This is a genomic window from Companilactobacillus crustorum JCM 15951 (assembly GCF_001434585.1).
In the GTDB taxonomy this organism is placed as follows: Bacteria; Bacillota; Bacilli; order Lactobacillales; family Lactobacillaceae; genus Companilactobacillus; species Companilactobacillus crustorum.
Genome location: NZ_AZDB01000037.1, coordinates 1 through 18,120, shown reverse-complemented (window position 1 = coordinate 18,120; position 18,120 = coordinate 1). Strand labels below are relative to the sequence as shown.

Genomic DNA, 18,120 nt, shown 5'->3' with positions numbered 1-18,120 from the left:
CATTTACACAAGATTCTTGACGCTACCTACGAACGTGATGGTTCTATGAAAATTAATAATCAAGGATCAGAAGTAAATTATGAACCTAACTCATTTGATGGTCCCAAAGAAACATTAGCTGCATCTGTTACGCCGGTTGACTTAGAGGGCCATTCTGGAAATCAACCTTACAATTATAAAGTTGACTATACTACACAAGCTGGTGATTTATATCGCTTATTTACGGACGACGAAAAAGATCGTTTAATTGAAACCATCAAAGATTGTCTATTACAAGTTGACAGTCAAGAAATAAAAACATTAGAAATTAAGCAAATGTATAAAGCTGATCCTGAGTATGGATCACGTGTTGCCAAAGCATTAAATTTAAATATCGATGAAATATTATCCACCGAATATTAAAATAACAAATATTTGATTTTAGTTATAAAAAAAACATCCTCTTCACTAGAGGATGTTTTTTAAATTTCTTTGTTTTAATAGAACCAAAAATATAGAACCATTTTTATTCTCAAATTATTTTGGCCAAGCAATATACATCGCCAGTACAACATTAAAAGCACCGAAAATAAAGAATATTTTTGAAGCAACTCTACTTTGCAGATGACCACCAGATATTAGTAAAAATAATCCGAGAATAAAAACTAATGTCATTAACAAAAAATTCATTACGTCACCTATTTTTCTGTTTAATAATTTCTTACCGTTACTTTACAGAATAAATATGATGAAATAATGAATTTGATATGTAAAATTATTGTGTTGGTTTTTCACGATCCCACAAGAAGTGCTCAATATCATGCAATACTTTCGGATTTCTTCTCGTTAAAGCGCTGTGCTCTGCTCTAGGACCAGTAAAAATTCTTGATTCATAGCTTTGATGTGGTCCCTTGAAGACTCTTTGTAAAGATTTAGCGGAAGAAACAGGGACTGCTTTATCAAAATGATCTTCAGGCGTTAATTGTCCTATAATATTCAATTCACGAATATGAAGCCTTCTAATATTTGAATTTGGAGCAATGTATGACTTAAAATCTCGATTCAATTGATTCGAGTAACGCCAATCGTTACGACGATAAATATTTCGATTTAAAACTTGCATTGGCGCAGCAATATTAACTAAAGAATCAATTTGCGGTTGATTTTTCTTTTTACTGTAGGTTTCTAAATAATACATAACGGCGTTATTGCCCCATGAATGAGCGACTGCATTAAATCTTGTAACGCCATACTTTTGATGCAATACTTTTAAAATTGAATCAATCCAAACAGCCGTATGATGATAATCCGATTCATGGTTATTTAAAAATAACACCTGTATTTCAGGGTTCCTGGTATTTTGAGGCCATTGACCATAAATTCGAACTTTTCCCTGCGGATTAACTGTCACAGTTAAAGTTCTAGTCGCATATCCATCAATTTGAGCCTGATTGATTAAATAATCCATTGAATGAACTGTTCCACCAAAGCCATGAAAAAATAATGTTGGAATCTCTCGTTTAATTTTGTTGTTAGCCAAAACTTCTTGCTCAACTGTTAACATTGCAGCAACAAAGAGAGTCAGAATCATGATAAATTTGATTAATAACTTTAATTTTTTTCATATAATTCACCAATTAAAGTTATTAACAAATAATAAAGCTTTTTTCTAGTTAGTCAAATCTAGAGATTTTGTCCCTTTTCCCAGGTTGTCTTGGAAAGCATTAGTCCTTTTTTGACAATATTATTGAATAATTTATGGGTTCGACTTGAAACTTCACCAGCAGTTTTTTGATTACTTTCAGTCAAAAATTCAGAAACATCGCTGGTAAAACCATCAATAACTTCATCGGTAACTTCCAAACGTTGACGAGCATAAGATTGACATCCTTCTAAGTACGCATGAAGCATATCTGAATATTCATGATAATGAGGTTCAATCATAACTGACAGAGTTTTTTCTAACCAATAAACATTATCAATTGAAACTTCATTTGTCGTATTCTTATAGTCTTCAGGAGTGTCTTTAATATTTGTATAAAAAGGTACATATGGACTGTAAGCAAAGAAACCTAATGAAAGCCATTGAATAGCAGCATGATTATCGTCAACGTCATTTCTAATTTGTAGAATAGATGATGCTTGATTACGATCCATTGCAATAGAACGAAATTGTTGTTGCTCCTTTTTTGTACCTGAAGCAAAAGTTCCAAATGGATCATATTTTGTACCATTATAGTGTGATGATAAAAAGTCTTCCACGTCTTCAATTGCTAGCTTCTTAGTTGGTTTTCTTACCATGGGCATGTCTTGGGATGTTGGTTCTTGATCAATCTCAGGATTAAAGAGTTTTTGACCATACCAAGTACGAGGTGTGTTGTAATAAGCATCGGCCTCACTCTGAGTTCCAAAAATATCTCGAAAATTAAAGTGGCCTGGTTGGAGATTCAAATGATGCTTTTCGACAAATTTAACTAAATCAGTAGCCACCAAAAAGTTATCCGTATCATTAAGGTCAACCTCTTGCATAACAGTCTGATTAGGAACGATAGCGTAACAATCATCTGGTAAACGCATTGCTGCCCAATGGTGACCACCCGCAGTTTCTAATAGCCAAACTTCATTTTTATCGTTAAAAGCAATACTGTTGCATTCGCCGGTACCATACTTTTCAAGCAATGAACCTAAACGGATTGCACCTTCTTTAGCAGTTTTCACATAGGGCAAGACTAAAGTTAACATAGCCTCTTCATCTACACCATTATGAACTAACGGATCATAACCTAAAACACGAGCATTCGTAGCCGTAGTTTCAGTTGAACTCATCCCTACATTAAATTCATTAATACCAGCTTCTTCATATTGACCATCACTTTGATCGGCTTGTGGTGTTGCAGTATATCTATAAGCGTGATCTGGCAAAGGAACTCTCACGCCAGTTGTTACAGATACATAAGAAGCATTCTTTTGCTCCTTAGCTTCATGAACAACAAACTTGATAGGATTAATTGGGCCATAGCCATCCTCATTACGGGCGACAATAGTGGAACCATCCATACTAGCAGCCTTACCAACTAGAATTTCAGTACAATCGGAACTTGGATTTTTCATTGTGTTCCCTCCCTTATATAAAAACCAGTATAGAATTAAAAACTAGTTTAAGCTAGGTAATTATTAGAATATTTATAAGAAATCCCAGCCTGCTAATCATTAAATATGATTGTCAGACTGGGATTTTTATACAAAAAAACTCTATTTTAAATTTTTCTAATAAATTTTAAACAAAAGCGCTTAAAATCATGACACAAATAATTCCCACAACAGAAATTAAGCTTTCCAATACAGTCCAAGTTAACAAAGTTTCTTTAACTGTTAAATCAAAATACTCTTTGAACATCCAAAAACCGGCGTCATTTACGTGCGAAACAGCTAATGATCCAGCTCCGATTGCTAAAACCATCAAAGCGGGATTTACACCAGCTGAAGTCATAAGTGGCAAAACTAACCCTGCGGCTGTCAATGATGCAACAGTTGCTGAACCCAATGCTACTCTTAAAACTACGGCAATTAGCCAACCTAATAATAAAGGTGAAATATTGACACCAGCGAACAGTTTCATAACAGCATCGCCCACTCCGCCATCAATTAAAACTTGTTTAAAGGCACCGCCACCACCAATTACTAATAGCAACATGGCAATCGATTTAACTGCATCTTCTAAACTTTTCATAATTTCAGGTGTTTTGAAACGTCTAGCCCAGCCCATCGTATACATTGCTACTAATAAAGAGATCGTCATTGTAATAGCTGGCGTTCCAATAAAAGCAATAAAAGAATCTAACAACGAGGGATGCTTAGGCAAAGCTCCTCCATTAAAAATCAGTTGATAAACCGTTGTAATGGCCATTAAAATTACTGGGAATAATGACGTCAGAACACTAATTCCAAAGCTCGGAGTGTCTTCTAATTTAAATTTTTTTTGAGGACCCAAGGCTAATAAATTACCTTTACGATTAAAAGCATCGGGAACAATTTTATTAGCAATTCTTGTATAAACCGGACCGGCAATAATAACAGCCGGTATTGCGACAATTATTCCATAAAGCAAAACATGTCCCGCATTAGCGCTTAAAACTGCACTGATAGCTGTGGGTGCTGGATGTGGTGGTAGAAATCCATGCGTAACAGAGAGTGCTGCTGCCATAGGAATTCCTAAATAAAGAATTGAAACTCCTGCTTCTACTGCTATTGCAAAGACAATTGGAATTAAGAGAACCATACCAACTTCAAAAGGCGATTCCAATTATGAATGATGCCAAAACAATTGCTAATTGTAATCTCTTTTTTCCAAATTTTTGAATCAGGGTATGTGATATTCGATAAGCACCGCCGGCATCAGCTACCAGTCGACCTAACATAGCGCCAAATCCAAAAACAATTGATAATTCGCCTAATTGCCCACCTATTCCGTTTTGAATACTTGTGGCAATTTTAGTCATCGGAATTCCTAAACCAATTCCTACAGCTATAGAAGTAATAATTAGTGAAACAAAGGTATTAAGTTTTAATTCGATTATTAAAAATAGCAATAAGGCTACACCTAAGATCAATACTAAGAAAGCCATAACGAGTCTCCTCCTCTTTGATACCGTTTACATTATTTCTGATAAAAAAGACGCGCTCGCACGCGCATTTTTACTTCATATGTTTCTTTTGAAATTCAGCAATACTCTTGTACTCTGGTTCCAAAACTCTTGATAATCTTATCCAAATTGGTAACAGTTCACGATAGACTTGAAAATTATCCTTATTTGGCTTATGAACATCAGTTACTCCAACCATATCCTTAACTGCAGATAGATCATCAATATAACCCAATGAATACATACCCAAAACAGCTGCACCTAAACATGAACTTTCAAAACTTTCTGGAATAGTAACATCCTGTTCAAAAATATCAGCTAACATTTGTCTCCAGAGAGCAGAGCGAGCAAAACCACCAGTAGCCTGAATACTCTTCGGTTTTCCAGCAATTCCTTCAATTGTCAGCATAACAATATAAAGATTATAGACAATTCCCTCTAAAGCAGCCCGAACCATATGGGCTCTAGTATGATTTCTAGTTAATCCAAAGAATGAGCCACGAGCATAGGCATCCCAAATTGGAGCCCTTTCTCCACCGAGATAAGGATGGAACAATAATCCATCTGAACCAGCAGGAATCTTTTCAGCAATTTGTGTCAAAATATCGTAAGTAGAAACTTGCATTTGCTCGGCCGTAATCTTCTCTGGAGCAAAAAGTTGATCTTTTACCCAACGGAAAACAATTCCTCCATTATTAACTGGACCACCGACAACCCATTTATCTTTCGTCAAAGCATAACAGAATAATTTACCATTAGGATCAACGACAGGTTTGTCGACTACTACTCTGACGGCACCACTAGTTCCAATCGTGACAGCCACTACACCGGGGTCAATCGCGTTTACTCCTAAATTCGATAACACTCCGTCACTAGCGCCAAAGACAAATGGTACTTCTTTAGTAATTCCTAAAATTTTGCCATACTTTGAATTAATTCCCTTAATGTTATCAGTCGGCTCTACTAACTCAGGTAATTGCTCTTCCGTAATACCCAAAAGATCCAGGGCTTGTTTCTCCCACTTGAGTTTAAAAATATTAAACATTCCCGTAGCAGAAGCAATTGAGTATTCCATTTTGTAAGTACCAAATAGTTTGAAGAAAACGTATGTTTTTAAATCAATAAACTTTTTAGTTTGTTCAAATAATTCTGGCTTTTCATTTTTGATCCATAAAATTTTTGACAAAGGTGCCATCGGATGAATCGGAGTTCCTGTTTTGGCATAGATTTCAGCACCGACGCCATTCTCTTTTAATTCCTCGCTATACTTAGCAGCACGATTGTCAGCCCAAGTTATTGCTCTTGTTAGTGGCTGGTCATCTTTGTCCATTAAAATCAAACTATGCATGGCTGAAGAAAATGAAACACCTTTAAGTTCGCCTTCTTGAACCTTGCCTTTACGCATTACCTGACCTAATACTTCAATTACTGCATCAAAAATATCTTCAGGATCCTCTTCTGCCATATCAGGGATATCTTGATACAATTGATAGCCACTGTCAGCATGAGCAATGACTTTTCCTTTCATATCATAAAGAACGCTTTTGGTACTAGTCGTTCCAATATCAACACCAATCATATATTCCATAATCAAACTCCTCATATACTTTTTGAAAAAAATCTGATTTAAAATTATTTAGTCTTATCGATCGCATGTCCACCAAATTCATTCCGTAATGCTGAAACAACTTTGCCTGTGAAAGTATCATCTTCCAAAGAACGATATCTCATCATTAAAGACATCCCGATAACTGGGGTTGGAACTTGTAACTTTAAAGCCTCATCCAATGTCCATTGACCTTCACCAGACGAATGCATAATACCTTTGATATTTTCCAAATCGCTATCCTTTGAAAAGGCATCTTCTGCCAATTCCATTAACCACCCACGAATCACAGAACCATTCGACCATACTTTGGCAACAGCCTCATTGTCATACTTAAATTGACTGTGTTCTAAAACATCAAATCCTTCAGCAATTGCTTCCATCATGCCGTACTCAATTCCGTTATGAACCATTTTAAGATAATGGCCACTACCAGCCTTGCCGGTATATAGATAACCATCTTTCATCGCAATACCTTTGAAGATTGGTTCAATATATTGAAAAGTCTGATAATCGTCGCCACCAATCATAAAATTGCCATTTTGATTAGCTCCGCTCTTGCCACCAGAAGTTCCACAATCAAAAAATTTAATTCCTTGAGCTTTTAAAATTTGATTATGTTTGAGCGAATCCTTGTAAAATGAATTGCCGCCATCAATTACAATATCGTCCTTATCCAATAATTTACTCAAACGATCAATTGTTTCATTAGTGGGTTTGCCAGCTGGCAACATTACCCAAACAATTCTGGGCTTTCTGAGTGCAATTACGACTTCTTCCAAACTAGCAACGCTTTTAGCTCCCAGTTTCTCAGCTTCCTGACGAGCATTTTCATTCAAGTCAAAAGCAACTACTTGATTATTATTTCTAATTAAATTCTCACATAAATTAATACCCATTTTTCCTAAACCAATCATTGCTACATTCATATTTAATGTCTCCTTTTGTAAAACGCTTTCATTTATCAACTACATTATATGAAAATTATTTTTAAAAATCAACAGTTATGTAGAAAATTATTTTCAGAGTAGCTGAATTGTGCTATCTTAATAGTGTGAGGTATAAGCTATGCAAAATAATTTTAATATGTTAATCAAATCCTATTATGATAATTTAACGGGAACTTCTAAAGATATTGCCGATTATCTTTTAGAAAATCCTCAAACAGATTCAGCTCTAACTATTACTGATTTAGCCCAAAAAACTAATTCTTCAATCTCATCTATTTCTCGATTTTCGAAAAAATTAGGCTTTAATAGTTTCCAAGAACTCAAAATAAATTTACTAACATCAACAACTGAAAAGAAGGAAACTAATAATCTTTTTCAAGAGATCAATTCAAAAGATACTTTAAAAGATATGGCGAAAAAAGTTTTCACATCTAATGTATCAGCTTTAAATGCCACGATTGACACTTTGAATCAGGAACAACTTGAAAAAGCTATTGAAATAATCACTGCCAAAAACTCTATCGCCTTCTTCGGTCTTGGTGCTTCAGCCATTGTAGCTTTAGATGGATATCATAAATTTTTAAAATCTGACAAAACACCACTGTTTGCCAATGACTTTCATATGCAGCTAATGCTGGCCGTCACTTTAAAATCAGATACTTGTGCCGTAGTTATTTCCCACAGTGGAGAAAACAAAGACGCCCTAAAACTTGCTCAAAAGTTACGTGATAAAAATATCAAAACTATCGGAATTACAAGTTATGGTAATTCATCATTAACTAAAATTGTTGATTTAACTTTGCTTTCTATTTCTGAAGAAACTAATTATCAAGATGAAGCTCTACATGCTATCATTGCTCAAATTTCTTTGATCGATACACTCTTTGTGCTAACTGCAATGAAAGATAATCAACAAACTACTGATGTCTTCAAAGAGATTCGTGAAACTATTAATGATACTCGTCTTAATAAATAATTTTTTTAGACCCATTCTGAAAATTTAATGAGAACAAAAAAAACCGTCGAATGAAATATTATTTCATCCAACGGTTTTTCAAATTATTCTTAAAGTACTTCAACAGATGCTGTTGTAACACCATATGAAGGAATTTGGTTATTTGGCATAGCAACGTCTAATTGATTAGGGTTACTGTATGCGAATGTACCTGTATCATTAACTGTTCTGATCAATACTGTACCATCAGAAAGTGTAATCTTAAGTGTTGTACCCTTAGGGAATACTGAAAGGTTAGCAGCAACACCGCTATAACCCATATTTGAGCCTAGTACGGCTGGATCATAGAAAGAAATCTTAAATGTTCCTTGTGATGTACCTGTGCTTGTTGATTGTGTTTGAGCAGCACTTTGTGTTGTTGCTTGTGTTTGTTGTGCTGTATCTTGAGTAGTTGTATCTGTTGTTTGTGCTGTTGTGTCTGCTGCTTCTGTAGCAGCTGTATTTGTGTCTGTAGCTTGTGTTGTTGCTGTAGCACCTGGCAATGTGATTGTTTCACCAGGGAAAATCAAGTCAAATCCGCCAACTTCGCGGCCGTTTGCTTGTTCTAGTTCAGCAATTGAAATGCCGTTAGCAGCAGCAATACTCTTATATGTATCCCCTGCTTCAACTTGAACATGGTTACTGTCGAGTGAGACTGCAGCTTGAGCAGTGTTTGATGTTGCAGCAATTGCTGTTAAAGCCATAGTACTTACTAAAGCGATAGATAAAACTTTTTTCATGAATAAATTACATCCTTATATTTTGTATTTAAAATGTCTAGCCCTCATTTGCTATGTTGCATATACTAACAGGTGTTTATTACACAACAACGTCCATAAAGTTACAAAATTCGACTTTTCTGTAATCTTAGTAATATAACTGAAACAAACATGTGTTCTATCTATTGGTAAATCTGGATTCCTTATTTTATAAAAATGTGAATAATTCGAAACTTTTTCTGAAAATTTTTGCTTATTTTATTAACGCTTAAATTATAAATTAATTAAAATAGTCTTCCAAACATTATTAAATCAACATTTGGAAGACTATTATTCTGCAAAATATTTTAAACGATTTCTTTTAATGAAAACTTACTTAGTATGTTTTCTTTGAAAATCAGCAATTTCTTTGTATTCAGGTTCTAAAAGATGAGATATTCTAATCCAAATCGGCAACAATTCACGATATACCTCAAAATTATCAGAATTAGGTTTATGAACATCTGTCACACCAATCATATCTTTAACGGCAGCTAAATTATCAATATAACCCAAAGCATACATTCCCAATACGGCTGCTCCTAAACAAGAACTTTCAAAACTTTCAGGGATAGTTATTGGTTGTTCAAATATATCTGCTAACATTTGACGCCATAAGGCTGAACGGGCAAAACCACCGGTAGCTTGAATACTTTTAGGTTTACCTGCTACTTTTTCAATCGTCAGCATAACAACATATAAATTATAAACAATCCCTTCCAAAGCAGCCCGAACCATATGAGCTCGGGTATGGTTTCTCGTTAATCCAAAGAACGAGCCCCGGGCATAAGCGTTCCAAATTGGAGCCCGTTCGCCACCGAGATATGGATGAAATAACAAGCCATCTGAACCAGCTGGTATCTTTTCAGCAATTTGGGTCAAAATATCATACGTCGATACTTGCATCTGTTCGGCAGTTATTCGTTCAGGAGCAAACAATTGGTCTTTGACCCAACGAAAAACGATTCCTCCATTATTAACTGGTCCACCGACAACCCATTTATCTTTAGTCAAAGCGTAGCAAAATAATTTTCCATCTGGATCAACTACTGGCTTATCAACAGTTACTCGCACAGCTCCACTAGTTCCAATAGTTACCGCTACAACTCCAGGATCAATCGCATCAACTCCTAAATTAGATAATACACCATCACTAGCACCAAAAATAAATGGAGTTCGAGTCGAGATATTTAATAATTCTGCAAATCTTGGAGCAATTCCAGAGATAGAAGCAGTCGTTTCGACTAACTCCGGTAACTGCTTTTCAGTAATTTGAAGTAAATCCAACACCCCTTGATTCCACTTCAAATCAAAAATATTAAACATCCCTGTAGCTGAAGCAATCGAATAATCCATTCGATAAACGCCAAAAAGTTTAAAAAAGACATAGGTTTTTAAATCAATGAATTTTTTGGCTTTTTTGAACAGTTCTGGTTTTTCATGACGTAACCAGAGAATTTTCGATAAAGGTGCCATTGGATGAATTGGTGTTCCAGTTCTAGCATAAATTTTAGCTCCCAAGCCATTATCTTTTAGTTCATCACTATATTTAGCGGCCCTATTATCAGCCCATGTTATCGCTTTCGTTAATGGCTGATCAGCTTCATCCATCAGAATTAAACTGTGCATTGCTGAAGAAAACGAAACGCCTTTAATTTCATCTGCTTTAACTTTGCTTTTGTACATAACCTGACCCATAACTTCAATCACAGCATGTAAAATATCATCTGGATCTTCTTCCGCCATATCTGGGGCATCTTGATATAATTGGTAGCCACTGTTAGCATAAGCAACAACTTTTCCCTTCATATCATAAAGCACACTTTTCGTAGTTGTTGTGCCAATATCAACACCAATCATATAATCCATTTTCAGTACTCCTCTTACCATAGTAGAAACTTGTTTAATTGTAATAAGGCTTCAACAAAATGTCTACTTTTTGTTTATCTAATTGATCATATTGATAGTACTTCAAAATTATTGTCTAATTTTGCTTCTCTCAGTTAGAAAGTCTGTTTTTCTAAAATATGCCATTTATTGAACGTAATGTCATCAAACTCAAATTTTCCACTATTGATATATCTTTTTGCTAATGATACTAATGGTGAGCTATTATCAACATTTAAATTATTTAATTCTACGAATTTGCTTCCTAAAGAATCCTGACCTATAAATTGGGAAACCTTATTTTGAGAAATACCTTCATAACCTTTTATTAAATAAAATACACATATATGTTCATTCCATTCATATCGTTGGTATTTCCAAGGGTATTTAAAAGCCATTGTTCCTAACTGTATGTAATTCTTAATTTTTATTCCTGTTTCTTCAGATACTTCACGTTTAATGGCGCTATTGAGACCCTCACCATTTTCCAAGCTTCCTCCGGGTAAATCATATCTATTGATATAAGGTCCGCCATTTTTTTTAATAACTAATAATTTATTATCTTTATACACGATTCCATACACTCCAAATGCCGTGTGAAAAAATTTATTCGACATATTTTTTCTACCTCATCTTGCTAGTTTTTTATAACATTCATATCTATTAACGCATCATTATTTTTATCATAAAAAAACAAAGGAATCGACGTTGAATTTTTCAAACTCACGTCGATTCCTTTTAATTTAATAAAAAACTATTTTTTCACAGGTTCTTATTTCTAATTAACCTTGTGCAGCAGGTTCACGAGAACCTAGTCTTACCTTTTCAACTGCATGACTTTGATCGAGGTCTTCTTCCTTAAATCCAAAGAGATAAGTACATGTAAAGGCAACAACAATTGTTACAGCTGATGCAATTAAGTATCCTGTAAAGCTTGCGTCGATACCTTTAGGATTAATGAAGGAAGCAAATCCAATTAGTGAACCAGCAAAGCCCCACATATCAACATGGAGTAAACCTGTTAATAAACCACCAACGGCACTACCAATGTTAGCAGTCCAGAAAATACGACCATATTTCAAGTTAATACCATACATTGCAGGTTCTGTAACTCCAGCAAAAGCTGAAAGTGTTGCGGCACCAGCAATTTGTTTCATATCAATATGTTTCTTTGTCTTAATGAATACTGCCATGGCTGCAGCACCTTGAGCGACCATTGTTGCTGAAACAATAGCATTCAAAGCACTATGTCCGGTCGTAGCAATTTGACTGGCAACAACTGGAATAACAGCCCAATGTAAACCAAAGATAACCAAGCATTGATACAAACCACCAATTATCAATCCTGAAATAGCTGGACTGAAGTTCAATAGAGCAACAATACCATTGGCTAAGTAAGAACTAATCAATGTAATAACTGGTCCTACAATAACAATGATAATAGCACTGACAATAAATACTTCTAGTAAAGGACTAAGGATCATCCGTAAGGACAATACAATATGTTTCTTGAGCCAAGGTTCAACTTTAGAAGCAATCCATGCAGCAGCAATCATTGGGAAAATCGAATACGTATAATTAGCAACATGAATCGGAATACCGAAGAAATCACCATTGATATTCATTGCTGTACTGCTTGTCTTAGTGGCAACTTGAACCAAAGTTGGATATGCAAGCACACCACCAATAACCCCCATAATAACTTGGTTAGCTCCTAATCTCTTAGCAGCTGTAAATCCTACCAAAATTGGTAAGAAGTAAAATACTGAATCACCCATTGCGTTAATAATCATATATGTAGAGCTAGTTGTCGAAATCCACTTAGCTGAAACAATCAGAGCTAAGAGTCCCTTCAAAATACCTGAAGCAGCAAGTAATCCGATGATAGGCATCATGCTGGCTGTAATAACACCAATTAGAGCACTAAAATAAAATTTTGTTTTTGGCCAAAGTCCCTTGGGAGCTTCTTCCTTCTTAGCTGGTGCAGCTGAACTATCGCCATCTCCAGCAAATCCAGGTCCTAAAGCCTTAACAACGCCATCGTAAACGTCTTCAACCGCTGGTCCAATAACAACCTGATATTGTCCTCCAGCTTTAGCGACATCAATAACGCCATTCATATTTTTAATCTTCAGGTCATTGGCTTTATTGTCATCCTTTAGATAGAAACGAACACGTGTAATACAGTGGATAACACTATCAACGTTTGATATACCACCAACATTATTAAGAATGTCCTTACCTAATTGATCATAATCTAAGTTTTTATTTGGTTTAGCTGAAGTTTCTCCTGGAGCTAATGGTTCAACCAATGCAACTTCTTGACCAGCCTTGATGTTGCCCTCATTAACATGAATTTCTTTTACAGTTTTAGCAGTATTAGTAATAGCTACAATTACATCTGTTACCTTACCAGCTTTTTTAATTGCTTCAATATCCATTGTAGCAATCTTATCCCCTGCTTTTACTGTATCCCCTTCTTTGAGAGTAACTTCAAAAGGAGCCCCATTTAGTTCAACCGTATCTACTCCCATATGAACTAATACTTCTAGTCCATCATCAGTGGTAAAACCAATCGCATGTTTAGTAGAAGCTACCAACATTACCTTACCTGAAACTGGTGCTAAGATCTCATTACTATTAGGAATAATACCGAAGCCATCCCCCATATCCTTTGCAGAAAACATGGGATCATGAACCTTGGTGATTTCCACCGCTTGTCCAGATACAGGAGCAAGCATTTTAATTTCGTTTGCCATAGAAAACACACCTCCTTGAGTATTAGTAACCGGTTACATCTTTCAACAACTACTATAATACAATCATTCCTGTATAAACATCAAGTTTTGTTATTTTTTATTATAAAAAACACACTACTCTGCTATATACGGGGTGTATAATACTAAATGTATGGATGTGTTTAAACATATGCTTTGAGAATCATATCTTGCTACTTACGGAGGAAATCAATTATGAAACCTTTATATTTAAAGCTTACTGACGATCAGATCATTTATTCAAATAATGTAAATACACTTGGAAAAGCTTTCTATGAATTGAATCCAAAATTAAATTTTCAAGAAAATTTACAGACATTCAAAAATCAATTGGATGCTTCATGCGATGTAATTATCATAACCAATCCAAATAAATATATCCTCAAAAAAAATATTTTCTTATTTAATAAGGTAATTATAGATTTTGGAACAGAGCTGGAAAACATATTCCATATTCCTGTAATAAACTTTGATGACATCATGAGTTCTGGTTTAAAGGCAGCTTTTAAAAAAGAGCTTAATTACACAACTTGGCACCTCGACTATTACGGTCTAGATCACAGTAAACGTCAATATGGGCAAGAATCTATGCAAACAGTTGGCAATGGCTTCTTGGGACTTCGTGGATCTTACTTTGAATCCAAAGCCAATGATGATAACTACCCGGCCACTTATGCTGCTGGAGTCTTTAATCAATTATCCACTCCAATCAATGGTCAAAATGTTATTAATGAAGATCTAGTTAATTTACCTAATGCTCAATACCTTACTTTTAGTATTGACGACGGTCCTAAATTCAAAATTAATGATAAAGACATTCAAGAATCCTTACGTTCCTTAAATATGAAAGATGGCTGCCTAACTATTACTCTTTTAATTAAATTAGCTGATGGCAAAGAGTTAAAAATTGTTGAGAAAAGAATCGTCGACTTAAATAACTATCACGACTATTATCTTCAATATTCAATTAAACCCTTAAACTTTTCTGCTAAAATGACTTTCTATACTGAAATTGATGGTTCTGTCGTTAATTCCAACGTTGAAAGATATCGCAATTTGGCGAATAAGCATTTAGAAATTGATAAAATTCAAAATAATACTGATGATGCAATTTTATTGGCTCACACTAACCAATCTAAGATTAATATTGCGGTTAAATCACATTTAAATTATCCTGATAGTGGCATCTATTCAACGGATAATACATCTGAAATTGCCAATCAAAAAGTTGAATTTAATGCTAGTGAAGGTACAACTTATACTTTCGAAAAGAATGTAGCTATTTTTACTTCGCTTGAAACCAAGAATGATCTGGAACTAACTATTAATGACCACACATTTTTGGCTAATTTCCAAGAAGCATTTGCTTTTAACAGTCAAGCTTGGAAAAAAGTTTGGCAACAAGAAGATGTTGTAGTCGCAGGTGATGTTACTGCCCAAAAATTGCTTCGACTTAACAGCTACAGTATGACAACCGCAGCTCAAATCAACGCTAACAAAGATCTTGATATTTCAGTTGGCTCTCGTGGCCTTACTGGCGAAGGATATCGTGGTCATATCTTTTGGGACGAGTTATTCGATATGAACTTTTATGTTCTGCACGACCCTGAATTAGTAAAATCGCTTCTAATGTATCGCTATAACCGCCTTAGAGCCGCAATGGACTACGCCGCTGACGATGACTATCAAGGAGCTATGTATCCTTGGCAAAGTGGTCTCTATGGCGATGAACAATCTCAAGAATTGCACTTAAATCCAATCACTAATAAATGGGACCCTGATAACTCACGAAAACAACGTCATGTTTCTTTAGCTGTAGCTTACAATGTTTGGAATTACTACAATTCTAGCCAAGATGAAAAATTTATGGCTAAATATGGTTTGGAAATGCTCTTAGAAATTGCTAAATTCTGGATTGATAAATCTCAATACGACGAAACTTCTGGAAAGTATACAATTGCCGATGTCATGGGACCTGATGAATTTCATGAAGGCTACCCTGGCAAAGACGATGATGGTCTCAAAAACAATGCTTATACTAACATCATGGTTAGTTGGCTGTTCAAAGAACTCCATCAATTATTGGAAAATGAACTTAGCGATACCGTTTCCGAAAATCTTCATCCTACCAATTTTACAAATGAAGATATCAAAAAGCTTAATGAAATTAGACAAAGTTTGAAACTTGATTTTAAAGCTGATATCCTGGGACAATTTGAAGGCTACTTTGACCTTAAAGAAATCGATTTAGAAAAATATCGTCAACAATATGGCAATATTTCTCGTATGGACCGTATTCTCAAAGCTCATAATGATACACCCGACAATTATCAAGTTGCTAAACAAGCTGATACCTTGATGGCTCTCTTTAATCTTCGTGAAACTGATTTTCTACAAATTATGAACGATTTAAATTATCCTATCGGCAACCCTAACAAATTCATCACTGATAACATCAAATATTATCTTGCTAGAACTAGCCACGGTTCTACTTTATCAAGAATCGTTTATTCAATGCTACTGTTAAAAATTCACGATAATAGCGCTGCCTGGAAGCTGTTCTATGAAGCTTTAACTAGCGACTACTATGATATTCAAGGTGGTACTACCGCTGAGGGAATTCACCTGGGCGTTATGGGAGCAACTTTGAATGTGGTAACTTCATATTTTGGTGGAGTTGATTATCGTGGCGATATGCTAGAAATAAGTCCACAATTGCTAAAACAATGGAATGAAATCGACTTTAAGATGATTTTCAAAAAAATCAATTTTGCTTTCCAGATTACTCACGAAACAATTATGATCAACGCTGACCAAGATACAGAAATTATGTTCTTAGGTAAGAAATTACCTTTAACTGCTAATCAAACAATCGAACTAACTTTTTAAAAATTTAAACACTAAAAGAGCTGTGATATAAATTTGCAGCAAAACGCGCAATATTCATAATACGAATATTGCGCGTTTTTTATTAATACTCAAAAACTGTCCTAATTTGTCACACTCTTTTTCCTTGTAATATGTAAATTATGAACTAAGCCCGGTGCCAAGCAGCGTAACCAATTGTTGGGAACAAACCTATCAAACGACCAATTTGTTCTGAATTCATCTTAAATTCAATAGCTGGTAACAAAGCATTAACAGCATCTGGTGCTTGATCACTAACTTCAGTAACACCCACTAGCTTGCCATCCTTGTCATGAATTTGTTTACCTGCGGCAATTGGTTCTTTATCGACTTTGTAATACCAATAATTAGCCAAATCGCTTTCAGTAATATCGAAGCCCTTCTTTTCGCCTTCTTCAACTGAAATACCTGCTTGCGCTATTCTAGGTGAAGTAAAGACCACTGACGGAATCACAGGATATTCAATTGGTTGATCTGTTTGACCAGAGAACAATTTCATTAAATATTTCGATTCGAAGTAAGCTGCTGGCGTTACCTTTGGCAAATCATTTGAGACAACATCTCCGGCAGCATAAATACTTTCAACATTAGTTTGTAAATATTCGTTAACATACACACCAGATTGATCATACTTAACTCCGACCTTATCTAATCCTAGACCATCCAAATTAGGGATTCTACCTGTAGCATCTAAAATCCAATCGGTTGTTATTGTCTGGTTATCTCCAAAGTTTACTTGATAACTATCGCCATCAGCTTCAAAAGACTTTACTGAGGCATTAGGAATAAATGTTACACCTCGTTTTTTCAAATCAGCTACAACTTTTTCAACATATGGCTGGTAGAATTTACGCAAAACTTTATCGGCATGCAACATAACTGTGACTTCAGCACCCGCTGCATTAGCAATCGTGGCAAATTCCATTCCAATGTAACCCGCACCGATAATAGTAATTTTCTTTGGTAATGTCTTTAAATTCAAAAAGTCTTCACTATCATGGGCCAACTCAGTGCCTGGAATATCCAAACGATGTGGCTTTAAGCCAGTAGCAATAACAATCTTGTCAGCTGTTACTTCCTCGCCATCAACCAAAACTGTATGATCATCTTTAAATTCAGCATGACCATGAATAATTTTTGCTCCAGCATTTTCCAAACGATCGGTTAAATCCTGTGGCAAACCATCAATAATTTCTTGTTTATGTTCAATATTCTTAGACCAATTGATAGACAAATCGCCATCTAGAATACCATTCATGCGTTCAGCTTCACGAGTTACTTTAACTGGTTCATCGATTGTGATCTTAGCATTGCACCCACGATTAGGACAAGTGCCTCCAACAAGTCCACTTTCAATTACACCCACCGAAACTCCTGTTTCTGCTAATGGTGCAGCTCCATCAAAAGTTGCATGACCTGCTCCAATGTAAAGTACATCATAATCAAATTTCTCAGACATTAAATTGACCTCCAGTATTTGTTTTGAGCCTTTTTAATTGAAGTATTATGTATTTCAATTAAAAATAAAGACTTTTTCTTACACTTTATAACATAATTCATTTTCTAGAATGTGACAATATTTATGATTATCGGTAGATTGCAAATTTAATCCGAATTTT

General features: G+C 35.1%; 12 protein-coding genes and 1 pseudogene. 3 read left to right on the top strand and 10 right to left on the bottom strand.

From position 1 onward, the window contains the following. Positions 1 to 402: catalase-related domain-containing protein (locus FD26_RS09080; protein ID WP_275472406.1), on the top strand; the 402-nt coding region annotated here is incomplete at its 5' end. A 352-nt stretch (positions 403 to 754) separates the two neighbouring features. On the opposite strand, the gene FD26_RS09075 is transcribed toward FD26_RS09080, so the two are convergent. The 5 genes and pseudogenes from FD26_RS09075 to gnd all read right to left on the bottom strand — a co-directional run bounded on the left by FD26_RS09075 (position 755) and on the right by gnd (position 7,157). Continuing rightward, positions 755 to 1,570: an alpha/beta fold hydrolase gene (locus FD26_RS09075; RefSeq protein WP_057868115.1), complete on the bottom strand. Its 816-nt coding sequence runs from the start codon at positions 1,568 to 1,570 to the stop codon at positions 755 to 757. Between the two features lie 92 nt (positions 1,571 to 1,662). Further along, positions 1,663 to 3,090: a C69 family dipeptidase gene (locus tag FD26_RS09070; RefSeq protein WP_057868114.1), complete on the bottom strand. Its 1,428-nt coding sequence runs from the start codon at positions 3,088 to 3,090 to the stop codon at positions 1,663 to 1,665. A gap of 166 nt (positions 3,091 to 3,256) precedes the next feature. Then, positions 3,257 to 4,604, bottom strand: a pseudogene (locus FD26_RS09065) (gluconate:H+ symporter). A 70-nt stretch (positions 4,605 to 4,674) separates the two neighbouring features. Beyond that, the gene (gene gntK / locus FD26_RS09060; RefSeq protein WP_057868113.1) at positions 4,675 to 6,210 is read right to left on the bottom strand and encodes a gluconokinase; all 1,536 of its coding nucleotides are present in this window, start codon (positions 6,208 to 6,210) and stop codon (positions 4,675 to 4,677) included. Between the two features lie 44 nt (positions 6,211 to 6,254). Then, positions 6,255 to 7,157, bottom strand: coding sequence for a phosphogluconate dehydrogenase (NAD(+)-dependent, decarboxylating) (gene gnd, locus FD26_RS09055; protein WP_057868112.1), 903 nt, complete (start codon positions 7,155 to 7,157; stop codon positions 6,255 to 6,257). A gap of 139 nt (positions 7,158 to 7,296) precedes the next feature. On the opposite strand from gnd, the gene FD26_RS09050 reads away from it, so the two are divergent. Beyond that, entirely contained in the window at positions 7,297 to 8,154 is an 858-nt protein-coding gene (locus FD26_RS09050) for a MurR/RpiR family transcriptional regulator (RefSeq protein WP_057868111.1), read from the top strand. An 89-nt stretch (positions 8,155 to 8,243) separates the two neighbouring features. Here FD26_RS09050 and FD26_RS09045 read toward each other — a convergent pair whose 3' ends face one another. The 4 genes from FD26_RS09045 to FD26_RS09030 all read right to left on the bottom strand — a co-directional run bounded on the left by FD26_RS09045 (position 8,244) and on the right by FD26_RS09030 (position 13,576). Next, on the bottom strand, positions 8,244 to 8,876 hold the full coding sequence (locus FD26_RS09045) for a DPBB and LysM peptidoglycan-binding domain-containing protein (RefSeq protein WP_371862036.1): 633 nt from the start codon (positions 8,874 to 8,876) through the stop codon (positions 8,244 to 8,246). Between the two features lie 387 nt (positions 8,877 to 9,263). After that, on the bottom strand, positions 9,264 to 10,799 hold the full coding sequence (gntK, locus tag FD26_RS09040; protein WP_057868109.1) for a gluconokinase: 1,536 nt from the start codon (positions 10,797 to 10,799) through the stop codon (positions 9,264 to 9,266). 134 nt (positions 10,800 to 10,933) lie between these two features. Continuing rightward, positions 10,934 to 11,434, bottom strand: a complete 501-nt coding sequence (locus FD26_RS09035) for an NUDIX hydrolase (RefSeq protein ID WP_057868108.1) — start codon at positions 11,432 to 11,434, stop codon at positions 10,934 to 10,936. Between the two features lie 165 nt (positions 11,435 to 11,599). Then, positions 11,600 to 13,576, bottom strand: coding sequence for a PTS sugar transporter subunit IIABC (locus tag FD26_RS09030; RefSeq protein WP_057868107.1), 1,977 nt, complete (start codon positions 13,574 to 13,576; stop codon positions 11,600 to 11,602). A gap of 213 nt (positions 13,577 to 13,789) precedes the next feature. Between FD26_RS09030 and FD26_RS09025 the strand changes: the two genes are divergently transcribed. Next, complete coding sequence (locus tag FD26_RS09025; protein ID WP_057868106.1) at positions 13,790 to 16,483, top strand: glycoside hydrolase family 65 protein; 2,694 nt, start codon at positions 13,790 to 13,792, stop codon at positions 16,481 to 16,483. Between the two features lie 145 nt (positions 16,484 to 16,628). On the opposite strand, the gene FD26_RS09020 is transcribed toward FD26_RS09025, so the two are convergent. Further along, positions 16,629 to 17,960, bottom strand: a complete 1,332-nt coding sequence (locus FD26_RS09020) for a dihydrolipoyl dehydrogenase family protein (protein ID WP_057868105.1) — start codon at positions 17,958 to 17,960, stop codon at positions 16,629 to 16,631. Between the last annotated feature and the right edge of the window lie 160 nt (positions 17,961 to 18,120).